This is a genomic window from Verrucomicrobiota bacterium, assembly GCA_016871535.1.
Lineage (GTDB): Bacteria > Verrucomicrobiota > Verrucomicrobiia > Limisphaerales > SIBE01 > VHCZ01.
In genome coordinates this window covers 1-23,251 of the sequence record VHCZ01000076.1, presented here as the reverse complement: position 1 = coordinate 23,251, position 23,251 = coordinate 1, and the positions used below count along the sequence as shown (strand labels likewise).

Here is a 23,251-nt window from a genome sequence, read left to right as displayed (position 1 = left end):
TTGGGAGACGGTGTTGAGGGATTACCGGGCGAGCTCTCGAGTCGTGTTTCCCAACGATCTCGGGGTGTCGGCGTCCCATGCGGACGAGTTTCATGCTCCTTATCACAATCGGCGGACCACGAGCCGGCTATCCTTCAACACCTCCGACCAATGGCGTTCATTCGATATTGGATGGGCCGGCGGCGTGTTTCAGGAGGTGGACTACAACGAGCTGAACATCGGCAAACCGTACAAACCGTGGGAACGCCTCCCCATTCGCTACGAACTAGGCCTTCGGTTCGAGGACCTGCCCGACGGAGGGAGCCACATCGCCTGGCTGAACCGGATCGTGTTCGACTATTTCATCAAGGATGACATGTGGGTGAAGGCCTCCCTGCAGCATCGCGATGCGAGCGTGCATAACATCAGCGTGATCTACGGCTGGAAGATCAGACCCAAGATTCAGTGGTATCTGGTTTTCAACAGTGTCGAGGAACGCCAAGAGGCCGCGAAGAGCGTCTTTACCAAGTGGGTTTACACCTTCCATTGAACCCGGAACGTTAGTCCCGAAGGTAAAGGGGGCCGGTCCAAGGGTCAGTCCTCACGATTAAAACTGTCTGCTTGCTCTGCGCACTGGCTTTTGTCCAATTGTGATGCGCGAGTTGGTATTGGACAAAAGTGTCGATATCCGCTTTGAGCCCCTGGGTCGGGTTCAGTTTGGGACGACTGATAATTGCGGCAGCCTTTTGGACCGCTTCGACGTAATCGCTGGTTTCCAGCGTAAAAAGAGTCGGCGTCCGTTTTTCTGGTGCGCAAACCAAAAGATGTTGCCACGTTTGTAAAGTCCACGTATTTTTTCGGTCATAACAAGAATGTTTCAGTTGATCCGGTCCCCAATGCCGGCTGGACTGTCACAGTTTTTGTCACACTTGTCAGGTCTTCATGGTGTTACATGGGTCTGTATGGACTTGGAAGTTGCTTGAAATCAACGATGCGCGGTTAGCTCAGTGGTAGAGCACTACCTTGACACGGTAGGGGTCAGAGGTTCGAACCCTCTATCGCGCACCATCTTCTACATCAGAACCTTCGCCGCCGCCTGACAGGGGCCAGAACCGATTCGGATCTGATCCATTTCACGATTCCCATACCAAATTGGAACCCGGAGGTTGACCGGCGGCTAAAGTTTCGAATGGAACCGCCGACTATAGAGTTTGATAAGCCGGAAGGGCGAACTTGGTGGTACCGTAATCAGGTTCGCTGCAAGTTTATCCAGCGGCAAGGATGCCGCTCGTGCGATAGACAAAAGGATTTGTCTTATGGTTATACAACGGGATGCTTGGTCAATCGGTGCGCTCTCTTCGAGCGACCAGAACGCGCAGTCGTTCCACTCGCCCAACTGGAAGCATTCGCGCGGGAAGCGATCTTCACAGCAGGAATTGGCCGTAATCGAAGACGACGTGGTCCCGATCGGGTCGCACCCTCCTCACCCCCTCACCAGACCGGCAAGTTTCGGGCTCATCAACGCCATCACTTTCAATCAAACGCAGGAGGGTTTTCTCAGCAAGGTGCAGGAAGCGCTGCAACGCATGAACGAGCTTTCAGTCATGGCGCAAAATGAGACGCAAAGCGAAGCGGAGCGTCATTCCTATAAAGTCGAGTTCGCTCAACTGCAGGATCGCATCCGGGATATCGAGAACAAGATGTTCAAGGCGATCAACCTGTTTCAATCCGAGCCTACGGAATCCAGCCCGGAAGTCAGCAGCCTGCGCGTCCGACCGGAAGGTGCCGATTCGCTTGGCACCCGGGAGTTGAACAAGTGCCTGGAGAACACGTCTGATGCGACTCTGACCACGATTGACAACGCGAAAGACGCCTCCGCGGCCGTGGACACAATCCATCATGCGCTGGAGGCCGTGGCGGATCTGCGAGCGAAAGTCAGCGTCGATATTCAACGACTGAACTCCACAGGCGAACAGTTGTCCGCCATGGATATCAGTCCAGACCAGGCGGACCTGGAAATCCGGGACGTTAACGTGGCCGAGGAAAGCACGCGTTATCTCCGGCATGACATTCTGCGGAAATCAGGCACGGCTATGCTCGCACAGGCCAATGCGATTGCGCAGTCCGCGCTTCGCCTTTTGGGTTAGACGACGGCGGCGTGACGCAGAGAATGTCTGACGATGAGCGAGACTCCCGCCAAGCCGTGCGTCGATGGCTCGCAGGAGTCTCGCCCCACTTTCGTGATCTGAGGGAATATTCGAATAACGCGAAAAGCCTCGCCGAGTAAACTCCACTCTGGATAGTCTTCTCCATGAATTCGAGCGAGCTTCCCAACCTCCTCATCGCCATGGGCTGTCCGGTGGAGAAATCCTCTGAGATGGCGGCTCAACTCGAAAAACGAGCCAGGCAATTGTGCGCGCAGAAAGGCACGACTTACGAGCAAGCCCTGGCACACTTGATCCACTTGATGAAACAGGGTTGGGCGGCGAAAGAAATAGGACTTTGAATTGGAGAACCGAACTCAGCCTGGACCCGTAATGATTCAGCCCTGGCCATCCCTTCATGCATCCATTGCCGGTGATTTCAGGATTTTCAAAATCAGGCAAGAGACCAAGCGCTCTCCTCGAACGGAACTCTGCCAGGATTTTTTCATCCTCGACTGCGCAAACTGGGTGAATGTGATCGCCCTGACGACCGACGACCATCTGGTGATGGTGGAGCAATATCGGCACGGCTCAAAAACGGTCGAACTGGAAGTCCCGGGAGGCGTGATCGACCCTGAAGACGTTTCTCCGATGTCCGCTGCCGCGCGTGAACTCCGCGAGGAAACCGGTTATGCCGGTGATGGGCCGTTGATGTTAGGCCAGGTGTTTCCGAATCCAGCCATCATGAGCAACACGTGTTACACGGTCCTGATCCAGAACTGCTGGCTGCAACACCAGAGGGCTCTGGATCACGGCGAGGATTTGATCACTCGCTTGGTGCCGGTTCGCGAGATCGAGAATTTGATCGCTTCCGGGAGAATCCGCCACGCGATGGTGGTCGTGGCTCTGCGGTTTTTTGAACTCTGGCGGAGGGGTTCGCTGGTCAGGTGAATGCCCCGCCTTGCGGCGCGTTGTTTGTCGGTTCGAGAAGGAGTATTGGAGTGCTGCATTCCCGATACTCCAATACTCCGCCACTCCAACACTCCTTGCTGGGGCCATCCCCCCCAGGCTTCCTTTTCAGCCTTTCGTTCCTTCCCGGATCTTTTCCTTTTTTTCTTCGAGCTCGGCTTGCAACGACTTGCGGTCGCTGGCGAGTTGTTTTTCGAGTTGCTGGATGGCTTCGTAATCGCCGTTAGCTGCCGCTTTGGCGATCTCGCCTTTCAGGAAAATCTCCCTCTCTGCAACCTTGGCAGCATAAACGGAAACCAGTTCCGCCAACTGTTTCTTCTGATCCTCGGTCAATCTGGCCGGCGGTGGGCTCGACTTGCTCAGACGTTCCATCGCGATTTCGTAGGCTGATTTCATAGCATCGAAGGTCTCAGTTTTTGCCAATCAATCGTCGGTGTTTGTGCCCGTGGCGCCCACTGGAGGCTTCTTCTTCCAGGGCATTTCCGGAAATTTCCCCGGCAACTTGACAGGCGGAGGTTTGGGTTGAACCATTGCCAGTTCTGCGTCGGACGGTGCTGAAGCGGACGTTGGGCTGGATTCTCTCCAGGACGCGATTCGGGCCTGCAGCCCGTGGTGTTCTGCGGTCTTCTTGTCGCCGCTTTTCATGTAAAACAGCGACAGGTTCGTGTGCACGAGCTGCTCTTTGGGGCGGAGCTTCTCGGCCTTGTGGCCTTCAACAATTGCGGAGGCGTAGTCTCCTTTTCGATAGTAGGCCATTCCCAGTGAGAGTTGGGCGTCGAATTGTTCAGGATCCTCAGCAAGGATCGATTTCAGCCTGGCAATCGATTCATCGTAACTGCCCTTGCTGAAGGCGTACATCGCTTCGTCGTATTGGTCCTGCAAACTCGACATAGATTCCTTTTGACAACCAAGGATATGGCACCAGTCTAACGGCCACGCAAGTGTGGACTGGGACCCCGTAGCCGGTCGAAACCCCAGAATCCTGGCCCAATGAAGAGATCGAGACACAGAATGCATTGCCCAATAAAGCTCCTTTCCACAGATTTTGACGGAACGCTGCATGAAGAAAGCGCGAACCCTCCCGTTCCCCATCCCGCGCAGAAGATAATCGGAAGGTTACAGTCCAAAGGAGTGATCTGGGTGATCAATACAGGAAGAGATCTGCCCAGTCTTCTGGACAGCCTGGATCGGGCGCGGCTTCAAAACCAGCCGGACTTCGTAGTGACGGTCGAACGTGAGATTCACGAGCGGCGCGATTCAGCTTACGTTGGGTTGACCGAATGGAATGCACGCTGCGGGCAGGCGCATGAACGAGTTTTCGCCCAGGTTCGACCTGATGTGCCCCGACTGGCCGACTGGATCAACTGCCGATTCAAGGCCAAGGTTTATGAGGACCCTTATTCACCCTTGTGTTTGATTGCGCAATCGAGCCAGGACGCGGACGCGATTCACGAGTACCTGGAGGGTTATTGTGGTGGCATTCCTGGACTGACCGTTGTCCGAAATCACATTTACGCGCGGCTCTGCCATGCAGATTACAACAAGGGCTCTGCGCTGACCGAGATTGCCCGCCGTCTCGGTGTCACTCCGGACGGGACAGTCGCAGCGGGGGATCATTTGAACGATCTCCCCATGCTTTCGACAACGCGGGCGAAGTGGCTGATCGCGCCAAGCAATGCGGTTGAAGAAGTGAAGACCCTGGTTCGTCAACAAAACGGCTATGTCAGCGACGAACCGCATGGCTTTGGCTTGGCGTGCGGGTTGGAACGAATCGAAGCGAACTGCTTCGGTGATTAGAGGCCAAGAAGCGCCAATTAGCCTCCAGAATGAAGCCTTATGGGCCGTGGCGAGAAGCTCTGCACAGGCCGACTGAAAGCTGCGCAAGCTATTTTGCCACAGAGAGATATGGCACATGATTATCGTTTGACAGAGAGACTGCGGGTGTTAGTGTGACTTCGGCAGCATGCCATACGCATCGACTAACAAGTAACTTTCAACCGTGCCTCGACGGGACGCGTGGCGAGGCACTCAACGGAATGGATTCTTTTCAATGAGTGAAGCAACGATAGCTGCGCCCACGACAGGGCACAGTCCGGGGTTATCGAGAATTCCGGAGGCGGTCATTCGCATCGCGGGAAATTCTCAAGACGGGATTCAAGCAATCGGAGGGTTCCTCGCCAGGTTGGCGGGGCGGAGCGAGCAGGAGGTCATGACGTTCATGACGATTCCTTCCACGATCTCCGGGGGGCCATCGATTTTTCAGGTTCGGATTGGTTCCGGCGAAGTCCTCAGCGCCGGAGATGAAGCCGATGTTCTGCTGGCATTCTATCAACACTCTTACGAAAGCCACCTCAGTTCCCTCAGAAAAGGCGGAATCGTTCTTTACGATGCCGATCACGTCGAACCCAACGCCGAGTGGCAGAAGGATTATCGGCACGTCGGGGTGCCCGTTTCCAGCCGAACGGTCGAAGCCATCGGCGGAACGGCAAAGGACAAAGGGAAGAACATTTTCGCGCTTGGCCTGGTCGCGAAGATGTTCGACTTGAACGTTCAAAAGTTGACTCAGCTCATCTCGGAGCGTTTCACCGGGAAGGATCCGAGCGTTCTGAACAACGCGCTCACGGCCTTTCACGCGGGCTATGGATATTCGCTGGAGAACACGCTCGAAACATTTCGCTTCGCTGAGAGCCAGAAAAAGGATCGTCCTCAGGTTGTCATGTCCGGGAACGAGGCATTGGCTTACGGGTTGATTGCAGCCGGCGTCCGCTTCGGCGCAGGCTACCCCATCACTCCCTGGTCGGACATCATGGAATTGCTCCGGCGGGAACTGCCGAAATACGGCGGAACTTTCGTTCAGTGCGAGGACGAGATCGCCTCAATTTCCATGGCTCTGGGGGCAAGCTATGGCGGGAGAGTCGCCGTAACCGGTTCGAGTGGCCCGGGGATTTCCCTGAAAACGGAGGCGTTGGGTTGGGCAGTCATGGCTGAGGTTCCTCTGGTGATTTGCGATATTCAGCGCGGCGGCCCTTCGACGGGAATGCCCACCAACGTGGAACAATCCGATCTGAACATCGCCGTTTTTGGCGGGCACGGGGACAGCCCGCGAGTGGTTCTGGCTCCGGCGAACGTCGAAGATTGTTTCTACACCGCGATTGAGGCCGTGAATATCGCCCGTGAATACAGCGTGCCGGTCCTTATCTTGAGCGATCAAGCCATCGCCACCCGCATTGAGGCGTTCGAGGAACCGAACCTCGAAAAGGTTTGCCAGGATATTTCTCCTGATTTTTCCCCGGTTCCGGACGGCAAACCCTATGACCTGTCGGCGCCCAACGGCATCACCCATCACGTTCCCCCGGGCACCTTTATTCAGAGCGGCAAATATCCGATCATCACCGGATTGGAACACGACGAAGCGGGCCATCCGACCGCCTCTCCGAAGCTCCACATGCAAATGACGGCCAAGCGCCGGAACAAACTCCAAACCCTGGGATCCCGATTGCCCGCGCCTCGCATCCACGGCCCCGCGGAAGGCAAAGTTTTGCTGGTCGGCTGGGGTTCGACGCAAGGTCCGATAAAGGAAGCGGTCGATCGCGCCCGGGCCGCCGGAGACAGCGTTTCGTCCATCCACATTCGCTACATCAATCCGCTTCCTCCAGGCCTCGAAAACATCTTTGCCGGTTTCAACCACGTCTTTGTGGTGGAGCTAAACGACGAGGGCATCTACGGCCACGGCCAACTGGCGGGTCTGCTCCGCGCAAAGTATTGCGATCCGAAAATCCGCAGCATCACCAAGACCGATGGCTTGACGTTCAAGGTCAAAGAAATTCTGGGAGCAGTCCGGAACCATCTCGAATCCGGCCTGCGCAAGATTTAAGTCAACCTTCAACCTGATTCTCAATTCTCCTTCCGTTTTATGAGTTCGTCCCTTACCGATGCGCCGGTGCGATCCGGCGACCTGACTTCGGTCGTTCTTCCTGCCACAGACCGCAAGCCGCTTTCGAAGAAGGAACTGGCGGCCGACCATCCCACCTGGTGCCCGGGCTGCGGCGATTTCTCGGTGCTGGCGCTTTACTTCAAGTTGATCGAGAAGCGCAAACTCTGGCACGAGAAGATTACCACCATCGCCGGCATCGGTTGTTCCAGCCGGTTTCCTTACTTCGTCCAGGCGCACGGCGTTCATTATATCCATGGCCGCGCGCTGCCTTTCGCCAGCGGCGTTTCGCTGAGCCGGCCCGATCTGCACGTGTTTGTCTTCGGCGGCGACGGAGACGCCTTTTCCATCGGCGGCAACCATTTCAACCACACGGCGCGGAAGAATATCCGCATGACTTACGTGGTCATGGACAACTGGGTGTACGGGCTGACGAAAAAACAAACCTCGCCTACGTCCCCTCAAGGTTTCAAAAGCAAGACCGACGTTTGGGGCGCGGTGGACCGTCCCATCAATCCGATGAAGCAGGCGATTTCCGCCGGTGCCACGTTCGTCGCGCGCACCACCCACACGAATCCGAACCACGTCCTGCAAATGATGGAGGCGGCGATGGACCACGACGGCTTCAGTTTCGTGGAGTGTCTCAGTGAATGCGTGGAATTCTATGAAGGCGCTTTCGACGCCTCCAATCCGCGCAAAGGCGGCGTGTTCAACCCCGTTCCCGCGGATCACGACGCTACTGACGAAATCGCGGCGTACAAGCTGGCGGACGCGGCCTTTCCGGGTTACTTCGGGATTTTCTACAAGGCGAGTTGTGCGACCAAGAACGCCAACGAAGTGAAGATCAACAACGCCGCCCGGGAGAAGGTGAAAGGTCTGAAGGATTGGCAAATCCTGAAGCAGACCTTCGACCGGTTGAAATAGCCCCGGACTATTTTCCGAGTTCGGCGCGGTCCACAACCGCTTTCTGCAGCCGCTGGAGATCTCGATCCACAGGTTTTGCGGCGGGAGCGTCGAGAATTTTGATCCTCGGGGTATTCGCCTCCACCCATTTCCATAGTTCGGCGTGTCCGTCCGCAAACGAAAGCACGCCTCCGGCGTTGTGCCGGCCCGCCGGCGCGTTTTGCCAATAAGGAACGGTGTCAAAGCAGCGCACGGCAAAATAGCCGTCGTCGATGGTGTAGGGATTCTCGTCGATCAGCACCAGAGCCCGTGCCGGCGAAGGCGCTTTGATATCACTGTATTTCTTGAAGGCCACGACCCTGTTCTGCTGAACCCAATCCTGATCCCCGTTCATGTGCCCGCTCATCGAATAACTTCGGACGCGGCGGACTTTTTTGGCCCCAGTGGGCGGCCACGGTTCGTCAGCGGGACATTTGTAGATGTCGAGCGACGAGTTGTATTTGAACAGCGCGCCGTTGGTGATGATCGTGATGTTGGTCCAGCCCGGTGAAGAGGAAACCGTGAAGCGCCCATCAATCCAGGCATTGGGATTTCCCAGATAATTCAGGATCAAATTATCGTTGTTGTCGTCGGCGTACATGATCCAGCAGAGCTGGAGTTGCTTCAGATTGTTGAGGCAGGCGGTGCCTTGAGCTTTCGATTTGGCCTTGGCCAGCGCGGGCAACAGCATCCCGGCCAGGATCGCGATGATCGCAATCACGACCAGGAGCTCGATGAGGGTAAATCCGAGGGACACGCGGGTTCGACTCGGGCCGGGAAGCGAGGAGGCTTTTGATCTGTGCATAATCATTCAGGTTAGCGGTTAGTGCTTTCGCGGGTTCTGGACGGTATCTAACTCCTTTCCTCCGATCCGTCAATGGCCCACAGCAATATCGCAATAACGAACGCCAACACAGAGCACATAGAACCTGTTAGCGGCGCACATACTGGGCTATCGCTTCCAAACCTCGATTGCCTGTTAGGCGGTCAGACTCCCCCCATCCCAATTGTGCTTAGGGTCCGGGTAAAACATCAGGCCTCTGGCGTTGTTGGTCACCAATACAAGCCAGCCCCCAGGAACTTTTGTTCGATAGACATCGCCCAATTTGAAGAATCCGCCTTCCGCCCTGGACGAATTCAATTTGTGCCAGACGAGTTGTGGTGGTTCTGCTTCCTGTGCCGTGTTCGGCCTATTCTTCATGTTAATAAACGAGAAATCTTCGCTTTATCAGGCAAGCACTCTAACGATCCCGATTTTCAGTTTCGGCTACGACGGCATCGGTTCAGAGGTTTTGCTTGCGCTAGAATCGACGCTAGGTATTTGATCTGGAGCCGTCAAGGGAGAAGACCTTCATCCGTGGTCAATCTTCTTGGGAATGGAATTCAGCGGATCCCTCGATACGTCCAGGCCCGGTTCGCGAAATAGTTCCAGAAGAGCACCAAAGCGATGGCGGTGGCTTTGGCCAGGTTGTAGTTCAACGGGTGCGGGGCAATCTTCGAGTAGAGCAACGCGTCGGCGCTCAGGAAGACGATCTGGTTGATAGCGAGTCCCACGACGTTGATCATCGCGAATTTTCCGAACTGCGTCGGGATGGGACGCTCCGTCGATTCCGGGAAAGTCCAGAGGCGGTTCCAGGTGAAGTTGCTGGAAATGGCGCAAGTCACCGAGACGATGTTCGCCCAAAACTTCGTCCATCCGGCGACCAGCACGAGGACATTGAGCACAGTGAAATCCACGGATGCGCCGATAGTTCCTACAGTTGCGAACTTGAAAAACCGAACCAGCTCGCGCGGCCGCTCCGCCAGGCCGAGTCGATTGACGCCCGGCAGCTTCAAAAGCCACAACAGCCAGGCCGGAACTTTCTTGTTGGGAATCACGCGTTCAAGAGTTCGGCCCGCGAACAACACTGAAGGCACAAAAGGAGAAGGTGTTGAAGCAGCGGATATCTTCATCCTCTGAGTGAGCAGAACTGCATCGGGCAATGCGCTTCATTTCCGTGTGTTTCATGTGACTGGTGGGCCTAATCGCTCTTCCCATCCACCTGACGGTAGGGCGAGCCTGTCCCCAGCGAGCCGATCCGGACGTGTGCCAGGCACGTCGAGCGGCTCGCCGGGACGGACTCGCCCTACCTTGCGTGAGGATGCTAATCAGGCCAAGTGGGCTTTCCAGGTTCCGGCGACTCGCCGACCGGAACGACTGCGACGCTCCAAACCCGGCCTCCACGCCCGCGGCGCCCCACACTTCCGGTCGGCGGGGCGCCGACCGGGGCGGGCGAGTCGCCCGCGCTACCCATTTTTCGGACACGCTCTCAATTCCTCGCGGCATTCCTCGCCTCCACATATTTCCGCCAAAGGCCGCTCTCCACGAACAGATCCAAATAGACACGCGGCCGTAGTGTAAAAAGGCCGACGCTCGTCCAGGCGCGGTTCGATTGTTCATCCAGCTTCAGGTCCATCCCGGATCCCGCAATCACCACCGGGGCACTGGAATTCGCAGGCGCCTGGTTCAACCACCACACATTGCTCAAGCCTCGGAAATACCAGGGCAACGGCCAATAATCTGAATCCGGCGCGATGACATGGACTCTCATCGCCTGGCCATCGGGTGACGTCGCGGCGAGCCCAGTGACCTTCTCCACGAGTTCGAGAATGTCAGGCACAGTCTGGGCATAAACGTAAGGATTACCGCGATCGGCGGCGTAGAGGCGTTCCTGGCGGTCCAATCCGAAGTTGGCGCGCCAGGCTTCCCAGGTCAGATGCCCTGCCCCGGCCAGCAGAATGATCCATGTGGCCGTCCGGCAGGTGAGAATTCTCCGAGACAAAGCTTCGCGCGTTGCACCTCTGAACGCGCATTGCGATCCTGGACTGGTAGGGACGCGTTCCACCGCGTCCCCGACGTTTCGCGCTCGATCGCCTGGGTCAGTCAGGGACGGAGTGGAATCCGTCCCTACCCTGCTTATGGGAAGGCCCTGAAGCAGAAAAGCCGCTCCCACACCGGCCAGCAAAATCATGGGATGCAGAAATCCGAGCAGGCACCACGGCGTCTTGTAAGGAATCGCGCTGTAAATGACCGTGAGCGCTACAGTGTAGAAACTGAGAAACCGAACCAGTCCAGAGTGGAAACTTCCAGTTTTGGACCGTCGAAATCCGGCGAAGCCCCCAACTGCCGCCAGCACAAGGATGAGTCCTTCCGTCCAGAGCGGACCGCGGTCGCTTCGGAAAAAGGCGAGGCGTTCGAGGTAGAAATACCAGGGATGAACGTGCGCGGAATGTCCTTGGGCGCGGTACCCCCAGGGAAAGTAAGTGCGAATGGAGTCGATCAGACCCTGCAGGTTGGTGAGAAACGAAGTAAACAGCAATCCAGAGATCGCCAACGCAACGCCAAGACCGACTGCCAGATGCCGCCAATTCCATAACTCTTGAACCGGCGAACTGGGAGCGCTGGCATCCTTGCCGGCGAGCGCAGCAGGTTGAACTGCGCCGCCAAGGATGCCGGCGCTCCCAGGTTCATGGGGGGAGAACGTTGCGATGCGACCAAACAAAGCGAAGCGCCAGCGCTGATCCCAAAAGAAACTGAGTGCCAGCGCCATCCCCAGCGCAATCACTTCGAGAACGAAAGTTTCCTTCGTGGCGTACATGAGTCCCAGTCCAGCCCCGGCCATTCCCGCCCAACCCCAATTGGGTCGCCGTCCGTAACGCCATGCCGCTCCCAGGAAGACCTGGGTGAAGCAGACCAGCAACATCTCGTGGATAAAGTACCGGCTGTAAAACACCAGGGCAGGCGAAATCGCCATCAGCGCGCTGGCCCACAGCGTGGCCGGGCGACCCAGCCCGTCCGCAACAAGGACTGTCAGCATCACCAGAGCGACTCCGAACGCGACCGGGACAGCGCGGAGCGTCTTCTCGGTCACACTCTCAAGGTCACGGGCGCCGCTCAGCCAGAGGAACGGGAGAGTCGCGTAATGAAGCGTTGGGCCGTGGTATTCATCGGGATCGTAGCGGTAACGGCCCTCTTCCAACAGTTCCTGGATTTTGAAACCGTTGACCGCCTCGTCGTTGTGCATGGGGCGCAGGTCGAGTCGCGGCCCGCGCAACGCCAGCGCTCCGGCTGCCGCTAAAATCAACCCGAGGATGAGTCCACGCCTCATTTAGCACTTCTCGCTTTGGCTTGTATGCATGTAGTCCCGGCTTTAGCCGGCCCGACGCACGAAACCGGCTGAAGCCGGGACTACATACGGTCCGCGCACCATTTGTCGCCAAAACGAGAATTGCTGCGGCTCATTTGGCCGCCGGCAGGCCGTACACCTCAATCTCCTGGTAGCAATTAAGTCCGCTCAAGTTGCTGCCCTTGGTGTAAAAACGAAGGTAGCGCGTCTTCAGTCCGCTCGGCGCCGAGATCAATCTGCCTTGCTGGGTTTCGAAGTACTGTTTGTCCGTGCCGATGCCGAGGCCCGCCGCATTCTCGGCGTCGTTGTTGAATAAGATCTTCACGTTCTCGACGAAATCCGGGTCGTCGGCCGTTAGCACCACGACGCTGCGAAAGACCTGAAGCCAGCGATGGTCGTGCCAGACGACCAGCGCGTGGATGTCGCACACTTCGCCCAGATCAAGCTGGACCCACTGCACACCGCTGCGCAGTTCAACCGCCTGGTCGTCGAAAGCCTCCTTGGTGCCGTCGGTGATCTGTGATAGATCTCCGTTGAATGGGCTCTTCACGCTGGCGGTGACTTTCTTGTTCAACGCCAGGTTCCTCGTGCCCTTGGGAGCCAGGAACGGCGGGCGAGGCTTCTCCGTCGGCGGCTCGATATTCGGCCCCTTGGGCAGATCATCGGGCGTGCCTTTCAGGGTCGGCAACGGCAGTTTCAGCGGCAATGGGGCGAGATCGGCATCCGCCGCTTGCGCTGAAGTAGTGGTCAACACGAGCGCCGCGGACAACACCGAGGCGGTGAGAAGATTTTGCATAGTCGAATGAGCCAACTGCATGTCAGTACCTTTCTTTACTTGGATTCTAAAATCCGAATGATTCCGATTTCAAATAAGTTTGGTTTGATTTGTCTCAAACCTGACCGAACCTTAGGTTAGATACATTCTCGAGGAAATGAATTCAATTCCGCGCTCACAGTCTAATTCAAACCACATGAGACAGATTTTCAGACCGGCTTCGTGGACCGTCGCGCTGGTCGCGATGGCGTGCCAGGATCGGCTTCCAACCATGGCGCAAGTTGTCCCGGAGGCGGATCGGCAGAAGATCGAGGCCGCGCTTCCGACGCAGGCGCCCGTGGTGCCGCCGCGACCGCGCAAGCTCCTCATCTTCGACCTCAACGTCGGTTACCCCGGTCATCGATCCATCGCCCCGGCGAACCTCGCGTTCACGCTCATGGGGCAGAAGACCGGGGCGTTCGAGACAACGGTCAGTCGCGATCCGAATGTTTTCCAACGGGACAGCCTGCGCCAGTTCGACGCCGTCTTCTTCAACAACACCGTGGGCAACTGCTTCACGAATGCGGAACTGCGGCAGAACCTGGTCGAGTTCGTCTATGCCGGCGGCGGGTTGATGGGTGTGCATGGAACGACCGTCGGGTTCACGAAATGGCCCGGCGGAGTCGAGGACTGGCCGGAGTTCGGATTGATGATCGGCGCGCGGGGAGCGAATCACCGGGCCAGCGACGAGCGTGTCTTCATCAAATTGGACGAGCCGCAGCACCCTGTCAACGCGGTGTTCGGCGCACAGGGCTTCGATTACCGCGACGAATTCTTCCGCGTGCACGATCCCTATTCGCGGAATCGACTGCGCGTGCTTCTGAGCATCGACACGGAAAAGACCGATTTCAAGCAAGGGCCCGGCTACGGCAAGTTGGAGCGCGCGGACAACGACTTCGCTCTGGCCTGGGTGCGGAACTACGGTCGAGGCCGCACCTTCTATTGCACGATCGCGCACAATCCTCATGTCTTCTGGGATGCCAAGATGCTGCGGTTTTATCTCGCGGCGGCACAGTTTGTCCTGGGCGACTTGGCTGCTCCAACGATTCCGAGCGCCCAACTCACCCCGCCGATCCGCGCTCAAGAGAAACTCGGCTGGAGATTGGGTGTCGAAGCATACACCTTCCACAAATTCACGCTTTTTGAGGCCATCGAAAAAACAGCGCAGCTTGGCTTGCCGTTCATGGGCGGGCTGAGTTTCCAGAAAGTCAGCCCCGCTATCCCGAAGAACTTCGAGCCGGGACTGAACGATGATGAGTTGCGGCAAGTCCGGATGAAACTCGACGCGGCAGGCGTGCGGCTGCTCACCTACTACATCCACGACATCCCTGCTGACGAAGCGGGCTGCCGGAAGGTCTTCGAGTTCGGGCGCAAGATTGGCATCGAAACGTTTCTGTCAGAGCCGAAGCTGGAGGCCTTGGATACCATCGAGCGGTTCTGCGACGCCTATGGCATCAACGTGGCGCTCCACAACCACGATCAGAAGGCCTCGCCGGCTTACTGGAATCCCGAGGGCGTCATGAAAGCTTGCCAGGGCCGCAGCAAACGCCTTGGCGCCTGCGCGGACCTTGGGTATTGGATGCGCTCCGGGATCGATCCAATCCAGGCTGTGAACAAGCTCAAGGACCGTCTTATCACTGTGCAGGTGCACGATCTGAATGAACGAAGCGTGGCCGGGCACGACGTGCCCTGGGGGAGCGGCGTGGGCAAGACCGAGCAGTTGATCAGAGAAGTCCACCGGCTCGGCCTCAAGCCGACGATGTGGGGTCTGGAGTATTCTCACAACTTCCTGGAATCGCTCCCGGAGATCACTCAGTGCGTAGAGTTCTTCAACAAGGTTAGCCTGGAAGTGGAGAAAGGAGTTATGCCATGAGCAAGGCAATTGGATTCCGCAAGAAAAACGCTCCCGTGTTCCTCTCTCTCCCCGCGAGGAACGAGTGGGGAGAGAGCCGGAAAGAGGGGCATTCTCAACCGAACGCCCTCCTCTCCCCGGCCCTCTCCTCCTTTTTTGAGGAGGAGAGGGGAAAGACGCGCAGTGACTCGCGAAGCAACACAAGCGTCTCCGAACAGCGGCTGACACGGCGCCAGTTCCTTCGTCAGGCCATGATCTTCGCAGGCGGCAGCGCCACTCTTTCCATCGTTCCTTCTTCAGTGCTGGGAGCGGACGGTTCCGTGCCGCCCAGCGAGCGCATCACGGCCGGATTGATCGGCCGCGGGTTGATGGGGCGCGGTCACTTGCGAGTCTTGCTCGGACGCAAGGAAACGCACGTTCTTGCCGTGTGCGACGTCGATCGTGGGCGGTGTGAGGAAGGCCAGCGTCTCACAGACGAAACCTACGCCGCCGAACGCGCCAGCGGCACCTATCGCGGCTGCGCCGCCTGCAACGACTACCGCGAGGTGCTCGACCGACCCGACATCGACGCCGTGGTGATCGCGACGCCGGACCACTGGCATTCTTTGATGAGCTGCGACGCGGCCGCGGCTGGCAAAGATATTTATTGCGAGAAACCTGTTTCGCTCAACATCCGGGAAAGCCGAAGGCTCGTCGAGGCCGTCCGGCGGAATGGATGCGTCTTCCAAACCGGGACCCAGTATCGTTCGATTCCGACCATCCGGGAAGTTTGCGAGTTTGTCCGGCTTGGCGGACTGGGCCGGGTGAAGCAGGTGTTCACGCTTTGGGGCAAGACTCAGGTGCCGAAGCTCGGTCCTTCCTACGTGCCGCTGGATCCGGTTCTGCCGGCGGAACCATTGCCGGACGGTTTGGATTGGAACCTGTGGGTGGGGCCCGCGACCTGGCGGCCCTACAATGCGGCTTATCACCGAAACCCGCCGCCAGGTGTGGTGCCCTGGGTTTTCTGCGACGCGTTCGGCGCAGGCGCAGTGACCGGCTACCAATCCCACGCGGCGGACGTCATCCAATATGCGTTGGGCGTCGAAACCAGCGGGCCTGTGGAAATCCTTCATCCGAGCGGCGGCGAGTTTCCCACCCTGACGTTTCGTTACGCCAACGGGACGCTGTTGCACCACGTCGATCACTGGGGCCAGGTCAAGGACCTGTATCACGCCGTGCCCGCGACCGCACGGCTCGCCGGCAATTTCGGCGGCGTGTTCGTCGGCGAGCGCGGCTGGGTCACTTCGATGTCCACGGGCGGCCCGATCGAAGCGGGTCCCGTGAGTCTCCTGCATGAAATGCAGCTTGGAACTCGCGAAGTGAACATTGGAGCGAACAATCATCACGCGAATTGGTTCGAGTGCCTTCGAAGCCGGGCGCGCCCCAGTTCACACGAAGAAATCGGCCATCGCTCCGCGGCTCTCGGCCACCTGGCGACGATCAGTTACACGCTGGAGCGATCCTTGAAGTGGAACCCGGCAACGGAGGAGTTCCAAAATGATGAGCAGGCCAACCGGCTCCGCTCCCGCGCCCTGCGCGAGCCTTGGCGCGTTTGAATCCTGCCGGCCTGAAGGGACTTTACTGATCAGACCGTGGGATAGAATACACTTTGTTGCGTCGCATTTGGGCTCAGGCGCGACGAAGGAGAATATCCCTGGTGGAACCAGCCCAGCGCAGGCATCCATGACAACGACGAAAGCGCCATGGCGAAACCGCGGCATGGCGCGGGCGCGAAAGCCAGCAGCATGAGAGCAAGGCCGGCATTGCGGCTGACATTGAACGATCCAACATCGCCCAGAAACGCCAAAGCCAGCCCGACCAGCAAAAGGAGGTCCGCCGAATGCAGCGGCGCAGCAGCACTTGGACTTCTTCCATCCCATGATCCTGACGGTAGGGCGAGCCTGTCCCCAGCGAGCCGAGTCGGACGTGTTCCAGGCACGTCGAGCGGCTCGCCGGGACGGACTCGCCCTACCGGGTTCATGGGGCGAGAGCATGGTGATCGGACCAAGGAAGCTTTCGATGAACCTCTGCCGATCAGCACCGGCGACGCCCAAATCAGAAAGGCCAGCCATCCCCAACGATCGAAGGGACTGTGCAGCCAGGCCTCGACCAGATTCCGGGATTGCCAGACTCCATACCCGATCACGGTGAGGTGCAGGAACGGCCAACCTTTCAGCCACCCTGTCATCGCGCCGGTTCTGTGCATGGAGTTCGCGTTTTCATTTCCAGCCACGTAAAGGCGCACCAATGAATTCGATGCCGAAGCGCGTCTCCATCATGGAGACTCAACCGTCCCTTCGGGACTCGAATTCCTGGCGACACCATCCCAGCCTTGAAAGGCTGGGCTATTGTCGATTCTCCCTCCGGGAGATAGAGCGTCATTCGTTCCCGTCGGGCTTGTTGGACTGCGCGGAAAATGTCCAAACTCCAATGCAGCCTGGAAGGCCGCGCTCCAAGCACGCCAAGCGAGAACTGCTTCGATGATTGATCCGGACCGGGTTGATCCGCTATGTTTTCCCTTCTCTTCATCGTCTTCTTCGGCCTGAGCGGGTTCGTGCTGAACCACCGCTGGAAGATCTGGGATTGATTTTCCCGCCGGGTTGAAACGACGCGGGAGAGCACGGTTCAGATCCCCACCGAAGGCTCCGACCTGCAGAAGGCCCGGTCCATTCTGAAACAGATCGGCGTGGATGGAGAATTGAACCGGATTGTTTCCGAGCCGGCCAAGCAGAGTTTCTCATTCGATGTGCAACGCCCCGGCCAGTTCGCCAACGTCAAACTGGACGCGGTCACAGGCAAAGGCACCTTGAAGACCACGAATCTGAATGCGTGGTCGATCCTGCATATCATGCACATCTTCTCCGGCCACGGGGATAAGAACTGGAAATGGGCCAACGTTTGGAAATTCTTCAGCAATCTCACCGCGATCATCATGGTGATCCTCGCCTTGAGCGGATTCTACATGTGGCTGAACCTCAAGACCGCCCGGCGCTGGGGCCTGATCTTCATGGAGATCGGGGCCGTGGTCTTTTTCCTCCTGGTCTGGGTGTTGTCGAAGTTCAACTTTTAGTTTCCGAATCCCCGAGCCCGCGCGCGAGAGCGCGGATGTAAGCCGCGTTGCAGCCGCAGCAGCCGCCGAGGTAGCCGATGCCTTCCCTCTTCGCGATTTCCCCGAACTCGTAGAATTCCTGCCGCGATACCTGAATCGTTTCCAGGTCGTCGGGAAACGCGGGCTGGCGCGTAAAGCAATGGCAGGCGTCCGTCGTGCGAAACGCCGCCGGTTGTGCGGCCAACGGCACCTGCGCCGCCGACCGCATCTCGCGCAGCAAGGGCAGCATGCGCCGGGGTTCCTGCTCGCAGTTCGCGCCGACCGCGATGGCGCCGCGGTCCGCCATGACGCGGGCGCACTCGGCGGGTGTCTGGCCGTCGCTGCTCCGGCTAATCATCGGCCGAAAACTCAGAGTCGCCACGACGGGCAGGCCGCTTCGGGCCGCGCAGTCGAGCGCGATCACCATTTCGTCCAGGCGAAAAAACGTTTCGAGAATGAGGAAATCGACGCCGGCGTCTTTGAGCAAACGAATCTGTTCCTCGAACAATTCTCGGGCGTGGGAAGCCGCCGACGGGCCTTCGCGCTCGAAGAGCTGCGTTCGCGACACGCTGCCGGCGACGAGCGCCTGGTTGCCCGCGACGGCTTTGGCGATTTTCACCGCAGCCTGGTTGATCGCTTCGGTCTGCGCGCCATACCCGGCGCGGGTGAGTTTTTCGCGCGTGGCAAAAAACGTCAGGGCTTGCAGCACCTGCGAACCGGCGGCGAGGAATTCGCGATGCAACTGGCGCAGCGCGTCCGGATGCTCGATCGCCACTTCCGGGGTAAACTGTCCGCTCCCCTTGCCCGTGCCGACTTTCTCGCGTCCTGAGCCGCTGTCCACGTAGCCGCGCCGCTCCAGTTCGATGAGGTAACCGCCGTCGCCCAAAACCACATCGGTCTTGAGCCTGGTTTCGATTGAGTTCATAAGCGTAAAACCGGTTAATATTTAACTATGCACAGAGGAGAACGCAGGATAGGCGACACTTCCTTCCCCCTCACCCCGGCCCTCTCCCCAGGGGAGAGGGAGAATCGTACGCCGCATTCCGACAAGCTGAGCGGGGCGGATCGGTCGATACGCCGGCGCAGGATTCCCTCTCCCTGAGGGAGAGGGCCAGGGTGAGGGGGAACGCGGCGTCCAATAACCAAGCGCCGCAGCTTATCCCCCGGACTGCACAGTAACTTATTTAGCCGAATTGCGCTTCTCATACGACAGCGCCACCACCGACACCAGCGCCAAACTGATCCCGGCCCATTCGCGCGCGCCGACGTTCTCGCCGAGGAAAAACACCGCGATGGGCACGCTCACCACCGGATACAAGGCCGTGAGCGGCGTGATGATGGACGCTTTGCCCTGGCGCGCAAAGGCGGCCAGCAACGCGTAATTGCCCAACCCGAAAAATAGACCCAACGCCCCGGCCAGAAGCCACGTTCGCGCCGCAATGCGTTCCGGCCACGGCTGCGCAAGCAGGATAAGGATCGCGACGGGAACAAAGGCCGACAGAAACCAAAACGTGGACGCCTCGCCAGAGAGATGGTTGGTGGAGAGTTTCTGCAGAAACCCCGCCACGCCCCAGAGCGCAATCGGCAACAGCGCAAACGCCAGCCAACCAGAGAGGAACCCGCCGTCGTTCTGGACGTTGAACAGGTAGATCGCAACCAGGGAAAGGAGAACCCCGGCGAGCTGCGCGCGATTCAATCGTTCTCTCAATAACAGCAGCGCCAGCCCAATCGTGACCAGCGGATAGAGCGCGGTCAGCGGAATGACGGTCGCCGCTTTGCCGCCCAGATTCAGCGCGTGGTAATACGCGACGTTGCCGAGACAGGACAAGATGCCGGCCACCACAGCAATCGCCACCCCGCGACGCACGCGCACTCCAGCCATCGTTAGGGTCGTGGCAAGGTTGACACCGCCGTCCCCCTCACCCTGACCCTCTCCCCTGGGGTGAGGGGGACGGGCGCGATCGGTTGGCAAGTTGGCCGCCTTTCGGGCAAATGCCAGAGCTGCAAGCACGGGCAGCATGCCAATCGTCGAGAGCGCCTGGCTGAGCCCGGCGGAAAGCGCATCGCCAATAAGCTTGGAGAGCAGCGCCCAGATTCCCCAGGAAACCAGCGCGAGCAGGGACCAGAGGAACCAAAGAGGCATCATCAGCGATCTCCTTTCGCTCTGTGCCAGGGCGTCCAACCGTGTCGAGTGTCGAATGTCGAATGTCGAATGAATGACGAAGCTCGAATGCCGAGCGAATTTAGGCATCGAGTGGATTGGGAATTCGGCATTCGGGCTTCTTTCGTCATTCGGATTTCGGTCTTCGTCATTTCTGGTCAGTGTTCCCTTGTCCGGTCGTGCATGAGATGCGCAGGTTCCGCGTTCTCCTTTTCGCCAAATGCTGGTCGCGTGAAGGTGCTTTCAATAGCGACCGCTTTGCCGTCCCGTCCGGATTCCTGCGCCTTGATCATGATTTCCAGGACGTGCCTGGCGTGCTCCGGCGTCACAAGCGGGCGCGTGCCACTTTGGATGCACTCGACTAAGTGCCGCAACCCGTCCGTCCAGGGCCAATCCGGATCGGTCTCCTTGAACACCTGCCACGCGCCGGCCGAGTTTTGCCACAACTCGTAGCCATCCGGATCCCAATCGTCGCCGAGCATTTGGATCGTCCCGGTGCTTCCGTAAACTTCAAGGGCGGGCGTGCGATACTGTTGGAGCGTGAAACCCGTCGTGACCACGGCCAACGCGCCGTCACCGAAATCGAGCAGCACTTGCGCGTTGTCCTCCGCTTCGACGCGAATCTTCCGGCCGTTGATTTCGCGCTCAGGAATCGCCACGCCGGTCATGGCCATGACGCGTTTGGCCGGGCTGATCAAGCCGGTCAAACTGGTGAGGCAATAGACGCCGAGATCGAACAGGCAACCCCCACCCCGTCGATAAAACCATTCGCTCCACCACGGGCCAGACCAGCCGTAGCGCGCGCGGGCCGAGCAAATCCTTCCGATGTCGCCGCGTTGAATGCGGCGCGACAGGGTTTGAAATGTCGGACTGAGAATCGTGAAGGGGGCGCAGACCAGAAAACCTCGGCTGCGCCTGGCCAAATGCACAAGTTCAGCCGCGTCCTGCAGCGTGGTCGCGAGCGGCTTTTCAACCAGCACATGTTTGCCGGCCTCCAGCGCAGCGCGAGCCAAAGCCGCATGCTCGTTCATCGAAGTCAGGATCAAAACCAGATCGACTTCGCTCGAGGTGATGACTTCAGCCGCCTCGGTCGTGAAATGATTCGTCTTGAGATCGAGACAGGCGGAGTCGCGTTGCATCGCGCGGCCACAGGCAACCGCGACCTCGACTGCGCCACGCAACCGCAGCTTGTCGATGGCGGCGCGGTAAGCGCTGAGCACGTTGCCGCAGCCAATGACGCCGAGGCGGAGAGGAGGAGTCTTCACAGGCCAAAGCTCAATCTGGGCGCCATGAGCCTGGCAGGGCTGCGCTGCCGCTCAGCCGGTCTTCTGTCGCTGCGGCGGCGCAGCAGCACCGTCCTACCGGCGACGGGTTTAAGGGCCATGCACACGGCTCGCAGGTCGTGGAAGCTCCCCATGAACCGGGTAGGGACGGATTCCACTCCGTCCCTGACTTTACTCAGAGATCGAAAAGACGTTTCCAGGGACGCGGTGGAACGCGTCCTTACCGAGTTCATGGCAGCTCCTTAATCCGCAGATTCCGGTGCCGGACGATTTTGCCGTCGTCGTAGTTCTGCAAGCCGATGTACCCGGCGCGCGAGCGTTGGGCTGGATCGCTCCAGGTCGTCACCAATCGGCCATTCATGCGAACCGAGTAATCGTGGCCGATGCAGACAATTTCGTATTCGTTCCATTGGCCAATCGGTTTGGCGTTGGCGGTCGCAGAGGCCTTAAACGGGTAGATCGATCCCGTGCGCCAGGTGGGTTTTTCCGGATTGGGATCGCCAATCTCCATTTCGTGTCCTTGCCGGACGGCAATCCAAGGATCAGGGCCTGGATTCGGAAAACGCACGTAAACTCCGGAGTCCGCGCTCGGCTGTTCCTGCAAGAATTCTCCGCGCAGAACGAAATTCGTGTAAGTCTGGTTTGTGTGCCACCAAAGCCCCATGCCGCCGTGCCCGGTGGCGACGCCATTCTGCACGGTGAAATGGCCGGGGCCACATTGCGCCCAGCCGTCGGTGGCGTTCCGTCCCAAAAGCGGTTTGAATCCAGCTTCGCCGTCTTGAGCGTTGGGAATCAGTTCGAGAAACTCCGCCGGGATCTCCGCCAGGGAACGGATCTCCACTTTGCGATAATAACACTCGGCCGCCTCGGATTGGAGCTGGAGTTTTCCCGAAAGGAGAGGGATCACGCGGCCCGATTCCGTGTAGCGCGGATTCGTCGCCACCAGATTCACCCGGCCATTCAGCAGGTGAATGCATTGGCCCGCCCAAAAAATGACTTCGGCCGTGTTCCATTGGCCGAACGGTTTCTCGTCGTCGATGGCCGGCGTCACCCCGTAGCTTGGGTCGGCCACGAGCCGCGGCGCGCCACGCCTGTACACGATGATCTTTTCCCCGGCGCCTTCCTTCTTGTAGGGAATGGACGGTTCCATCTCCTTGCCGACGTGCAGGCCTTCCACGTCGATGATCGCGCCGTTGACGCTCCACCATTGGCCGATGCCTTTTTCCATGATGTTGCACTCCACGGAAGTCATCCAGCCGGTGTGGGGATTCGGTTCGTTGACGCAGCAATAGAGAATGCCGCTGTCGCGGCCGACGTTCGCGCGCGGCGGCCAGCGTTTTTCGCCCCATTTGAATTCGACGCGGGCATGAAAGTTCGTGAATGGTTCGCGGGTCGTGATCGAGCCATAGATTTCGCCCGAAACGCGAATGGCCGGGGCGCCATCCGTCTCAACCACGGTAAACACGCGCCGCGGATCGTTGTTCCATCCGAGCGGCGTCTTGCTGCCCGGCGCCGGGGCGAGAAAGGTGTCCCAACCGAACAGGTCCTTCCCGTTGAAAAGCGGCTTCCACCGTGCCTGGGGATCGGCAGCGTGAGATGAATCGAAAGCCAGGATGAGCCAGAGAAAGCAAACGGATCTGACCAGGATGCCTCCAATACGAAATCGGGTAGCACGAGTCCGTCCCGGCGAGCCGCTCGACATGCGTGGAACACGTCCGACTCGGCTCGCTGGGGACAGGCTCGCCCTACCGTCTGATTCATGGGAAGTTCCCTTGGTTTCAGACCCAGGCTCGCAGCCCATGAACCCGTCGCTGGTAGGGCGAGTCCGTCCCGGCGAGCCGCTCGACATGCGTGGAACACGTCCGACTCGGCTCGCTGGGGAC

At 58.7% G+C, this 23,251-nt stretch carries 23 protein-coding genes and 1 tRNA gene; 12 read left to right on the top strand and 12 right to left on the bottom strand.

What is annotated here, in order from left to right; translation table 11 throughout:
- Positions 1-43: 43 nt before the first annotated feature.
- From FJ398_12235 to FJ398_12215, 5 genes are all read left to right on the top strand, one after another.
- Positions 44-529 (top strand): hypothetical protein, encoded by a 486-nt coding sequence (locus FJ398_12235; protein MBM3838707.1) that lies wholly within the window; start codon positions 44-46, stop codon positions 527-529.
- Between the two features lie 443 nt (positions 530-972).
- Positions 973-1,047, top strand: a tRNA-Val gene (locus FJ398_12230).
- A gap of 248 nt (positions 1,048-1,295) precedes the next feature.
- Entirely contained in the window at positions 1,296-2,126 is an 831-nt protein-coding gene (locus FJ398_12225; GenBank protein MBM3838706.1) for a hypothetical protein, read from the top strand.
- Positions 2,127-2,290: 164 nt separating this feature from the next.
- Positions 2,291-2,485 (top strand): hypothetical protein, encoded by a 195-nt coding sequence (locus tag FJ398_12220; GenBank protein ID MBM3838705.1) that lies wholly within the window; start codon positions 2,291-2,293, stop codon positions 2,483-2,485.
- Between the two features lie 31 nt (positions 2,486-2,516).
- Positions 2,517-3,074 carry an NUDIX hydrolase gene (locus FJ398_12215; protein MBM3838704.1) on the top strand — a complete coding sequence of 186 codons (558 nt, stop codon included), beginning with the start codon at positions 2,517-2,519 and terminating at the stop codon, positions 3,072-3,074.
- Between the two features lie 126 nt (positions 3,075-3,200).
- On the opposite strand, the gene FJ398_12210 is transcribed toward FJ398_12215, so the two are convergent.
- Together FJ398_12210 and FJ398_12205 are read right to left on the bottom strand one after the other, a co-directional pair.
- Positions 3,201-3,488 carry a hypothetical protein gene (locus FJ398_12210; GenBank protein MBM3838703.1) on the bottom strand — a complete coding sequence of 96 codons (288 nt, stop codon included), beginning with the start codon at positions 3,486-3,488 and terminating at the stop codon, positions 3,201-3,203.
- 27 nt (positions 3,489-3,515) lie between these two features.
- Positions 3,516-4,184, bottom strand: coding sequence for a tetratricopeptide repeat protein (locus FJ398_12205; protein MBM3838702.1), 669 nt, complete (start codon positions 4,182-4,184; stop codon positions 3,516-3,518).
- Here FJ398_12205 and FJ398_12200 point away from each other — a divergent pair.
- The 3 genes from FJ398_12200 to FJ398_12190 all read left to right on the top strand — a co-directional run bounded on the left by FJ398_12200 (position 4,083) and on the right by FJ398_12190 (position 7,947).
- A complete protein-coding gene (locus FJ398_12200) occupies positions 4,083-4,889 on the top strand; it encodes an HAD family phosphatase (GenBank protein MBM3838701.1) in 807 nt (268 codons plus the stop codon). The genes FJ398_12205 and FJ398_12200 overlap by 102 nt on opposite strands.
- Positions 4,890-5,142: 253 nt before the next feature.
- Positions 5,143-6,966 carry a 2-oxoacid:acceptor oxidoreductase subunit alpha gene (locus FJ398_12195; protein MBM3838700.1) on the top strand — a complete coding sequence of 608 codons (1,824 nt, stop codon included), beginning with the start codon at positions 5,143-5,145 and terminating at the stop codon, positions 6,964-6,966.
- A gap of 39 nt (positions 6,967-7,005) precedes the next feature.
- On the top strand, positions 7,006-7,947 hold the full coding sequence (locus FJ398_12190) for a pyruvate ferredoxin oxidoreductase (protein MBM3838699.1): 942 nt from the start codon (positions 7,006-7,008) through the stop codon (positions 7,945-7,947).
- Positions 7,948-7,954: 7 nt separating this feature from the next.
- Here the strand turns inward: FJ398_12190 and FJ398_12185 are convergent, their stop codons facing one another.
- The 5 genes from FJ398_12185 to FJ398_12165 form a co-directional block, all read right to left on the bottom strand.
- Positions 7,955-8,776 (bottom strand): type II secretion system protein, encoded by an 822-nt coding sequence (locus FJ398_12185; protein MBM3838698.1) that lies wholly within the window; start codon positions 8,774-8,776, stop codon positions 7,955-7,957.
- Positions 8,777-8,944: 168 nt separating this feature from the next.
- Positions 8,945-9,166, bottom strand: coding sequence for a hypothetical protein (locus FJ398_12180; GenBank protein ID MBM3838697.1), 222 nt, complete (start codon positions 9,164-9,166; stop codon positions 8,945-8,947).
- Between the two features lie 182 nt (positions 9,167-9,348).
- On the bottom strand, positions 9,349-9,918 hold the full coding sequence (locus tag FJ398_12175) for a GtrA family protein (GenBank protein MBM3838696.1): 570 nt from the start codon (positions 9,916-9,918) through the stop codon (positions 9,349-9,351).
- A 356-nt stretch (positions 9,919-10,274) separates the two neighbouring features.
- Entirely contained in the window at positions 10,275-12,113 is a 1,839-nt protein-coding gene (locus FJ398_12170; GenBank protein ID MBM3838695.1) for a TIGR03663 family protein, read from the bottom strand.
- A 130-nt stretch (positions 12,114-12,243) separates the two neighbouring features.
- Positions 12,244-12,927, bottom strand: a complete 684-nt coding sequence (locus FJ398_12165; protein ID MBM3838694.1) for a discoidin domain-containing protein — start codon at positions 12,925-12,927, stop codon at positions 12,244-12,246.
- A 136-nt stretch (positions 12,928-13,063) separates the two neighbouring features.
- On the opposite strand from FJ398_12165, the gene FJ398_12160 reads away from it, so the two are divergent.
- From FJ398_12160 to FJ398_12145, 4 genes are all read left to right on the top strand, one after another.
- A complete protein-coding gene (locus FJ398_12160; GenBank protein ID MBM3838693.1) occupies positions 13,064-14,818 on the top strand; it encodes a TIM barrel protein in 1,755 nt (584 codons plus the stop codon).
- A complete protein-coding gene (locus FJ398_12155; GenBank protein ID MBM3838692.1) occupies positions 14,815-16,392 on the top strand; it encodes a Gfo/Idh/MocA family oxidoreductase in 1,578 nt (525 codons plus the stop codon). Before FJ398_12160 ends, FJ398_12155 begins: the two co-directional genes overlap by 4 nt.
- A gap of 147 nt (positions 16,393-16,539) precedes the next feature.
- Complete coding sequence (locus FJ398_12150; protein MBM3838691.1) at positions 16,540-17,073, top strand: hypothetical protein; 534 nt, start codon at positions 16,540-16,542, stop codon at positions 17,071-17,073.
- Between the two features lie 392 nt (positions 17,074-17,465).
- Complete coding sequence (locus tag FJ398_12145) at positions 17,466-17,906, top strand: hypothetical protein (protein ID MBM3838690.1); 441 nt, start codon at positions 17,466-17,468, stop codon at positions 17,904-17,906.
- Here FJ398_12145 and FJ398_12140 read toward each other — a convergent pair.
- The 5 genes from FJ398_12140 to FJ398_12120 form a co-directional block, all read right to left on the bottom strand.
- On the bottom strand, positions 17,896-18,849 hold the full coding sequence (locus tag FJ398_12140; protein ID MBM3838689.1) for a hypothetical protein: 954 nt from the start codon (positions 18,847-18,849) through the stop codon (positions 17,896-17,898). The two genes, FJ398_12145 and FJ398_12140, sit on opposite strands and share 11 nt — an antisense overlap.
- Positions 18,850-19,104: 255 nt before the next feature.
- Positions 19,105-20,175 carry a DMT family transporter gene (locus FJ398_12135; protein ID MBM3838688.1) on the bottom strand — a complete coding sequence of 357 codons (1,071 nt, stop codon included), beginning with the start codon at positions 20,173-20,175 and terminating at the stop codon, positions 19,105-19,107.
- A gap of 68 nt (positions 20,176-20,243) precedes the next feature.
- Positions 20,244-21,365, bottom strand: a complete 1,122-nt coding sequence (locus FJ398_12130) for a Gfo/Idh/MocA family oxidoreductase (GenBank protein MBM3838687.1) — start codon at positions 21,363-21,365, stop codon at positions 20,244-20,246.
- Complete coding sequence (locus FJ398_12125; protein ID MBM3838686.1) at positions 21,347-21,601, bottom strand: hypothetical protein; 255 nt, start codon at positions 21,599-21,601, stop codon at positions 21,347-21,349. Before FJ398_12125 ends, FJ398_12130 begins: the two co-directional genes overlap by 19 nt.
- A partial coding sequence (locus FJ398_12120; protein MBM3838685.1) for a DUF1080 domain-containing protein occupies positions 21,598-23,251 on the bottom strand: 1,654 nt, incomplete at its 5' end. The genes FJ398_12125 and FJ398_12120, both read right to left, overlap by 4 nt.

Coding starts and splice junctions, on each gene's coding strand:
- FJ398_12225 (MBM3838706.1), top strand. CDS start 1,296: ATGGTTATACAACGGGATGCTTGGTCAATCGGTGCGCTCTCTTCGAGC.
- FJ398_12220 (MBM3838705.1), top strand. CDS start 2,291: ATGAATTCGAGCGAGCTTCCCAACCTCCTCATCGCCATGGGCTGTCCG.
- FJ398_12215 (MBM3838704.1), top strand. CDS start 2,517: ATGATTCAGCCCTGGCCATCCCTTCATGCATCCATTGCCGGTGATTTC.
- FJ398_12210 (MBM3838703.1), bottom strand. CDS start 3,488: ATGAAATCAGCCTACGAAATCGCGATGGAACGTCTGAGCAAGTCGAGC.
- FJ398_12200 (MBM3838701.1), top strand. CDS start 4,083: ATGAAGAGATCGAGACACAGAATGCATTGCCCAATAAAGCTCCTTTCC.
- FJ398_12205 (MBM3838702.1), bottom strand. CDS start 4,184: ATGGGGAACGGGAGGGTTCGCGCTTTCTTCATGCAGCGTTCCGTCAAA.
- FJ398_12195 (MBM3838700.1), top strand. CDS start 5,143: ATGAGTGAAGCAACGATAGCTGCGCCCACGACAGGGCACAGTCCGGGG.
- FJ398_12190 (MBM3838699.1), top strand. CDS start 7,006: ATGAGTTCGTCCCTTACCGATGCGCCGGTGCGATCCGGCGACCTGACT.
- FJ398_12185 (MBM3838698.1), bottom strand. CDS start 8,776: ATGATTATGCACAGATCAAAAGCCTCCTCGCTTCCCGGCCCGAGTCGA.
- FJ398_12180 (MBM3838697.1), bottom strand. CDS start 9,166: ATGAAGAATAGGCCGAACACGGCACAGGAAGCAGAACCACCACAACTC.
- FJ398_12175 (MBM3838696.1), bottom strand. CDS start 9,918: ATGAAGATATCCGCTGCTTCAACACCTTCTCCTTTTGTGCCTTCAGTG.
- FJ398_12170 (MBM3838695.1), bottom strand. CDS start 12,113: ATGAGGCGTGGACTCATCCTCGGGTTGATTTTAGCGGCAGCCGGAGCG.
- FJ398_12165 (MBM3838694.1), bottom strand. CDS start 12,927: ATGCAAAATCTTCTCACCGCCTCGGTGTTGTCCGCGGCGCTCGTGTTG.
- FJ398_12160 (MBM3838693.1), top strand. CDS start 13,064: ATGAATTCAATTCCGCGCTCACAGTCTAATTCAAACCACATGAGACAG.
- FJ398_12155 (MBM3838692.1), top strand. CDS start 14,815: ATGAGCAAGGCAATTGGATTCCGCAAGAAAAACGCTCCCGTGTTCCTC.
- FJ398_12150 (MBM3838691.1), top strand. CDS start 16,540: ATGGCGAAACCGCGGCATGGCGCGGGCGCGAAAGCCAGCAGCATGAGA.
- FJ398_12140 (MBM3838689.1), bottom strand. CDS start 18,849: ATGAACTCAATCGAAACCAGGCTCAAGACCGATGTGGTTTTGGGCGAC.
- FJ398_12135 (MBM3838688.1), bottom strand. CDS start 20,175: ATGCCTAAATTCGCTCGGCATTCGAGCTTCGTCATTCATTCGACATTC.
- FJ398_12125 (MBM3838686.1), bottom strand. CDS start 21,601: ATGAACTCGGTAAGGACGCGTTCCACCGCGTCCCTGGAAACGTCTTTT.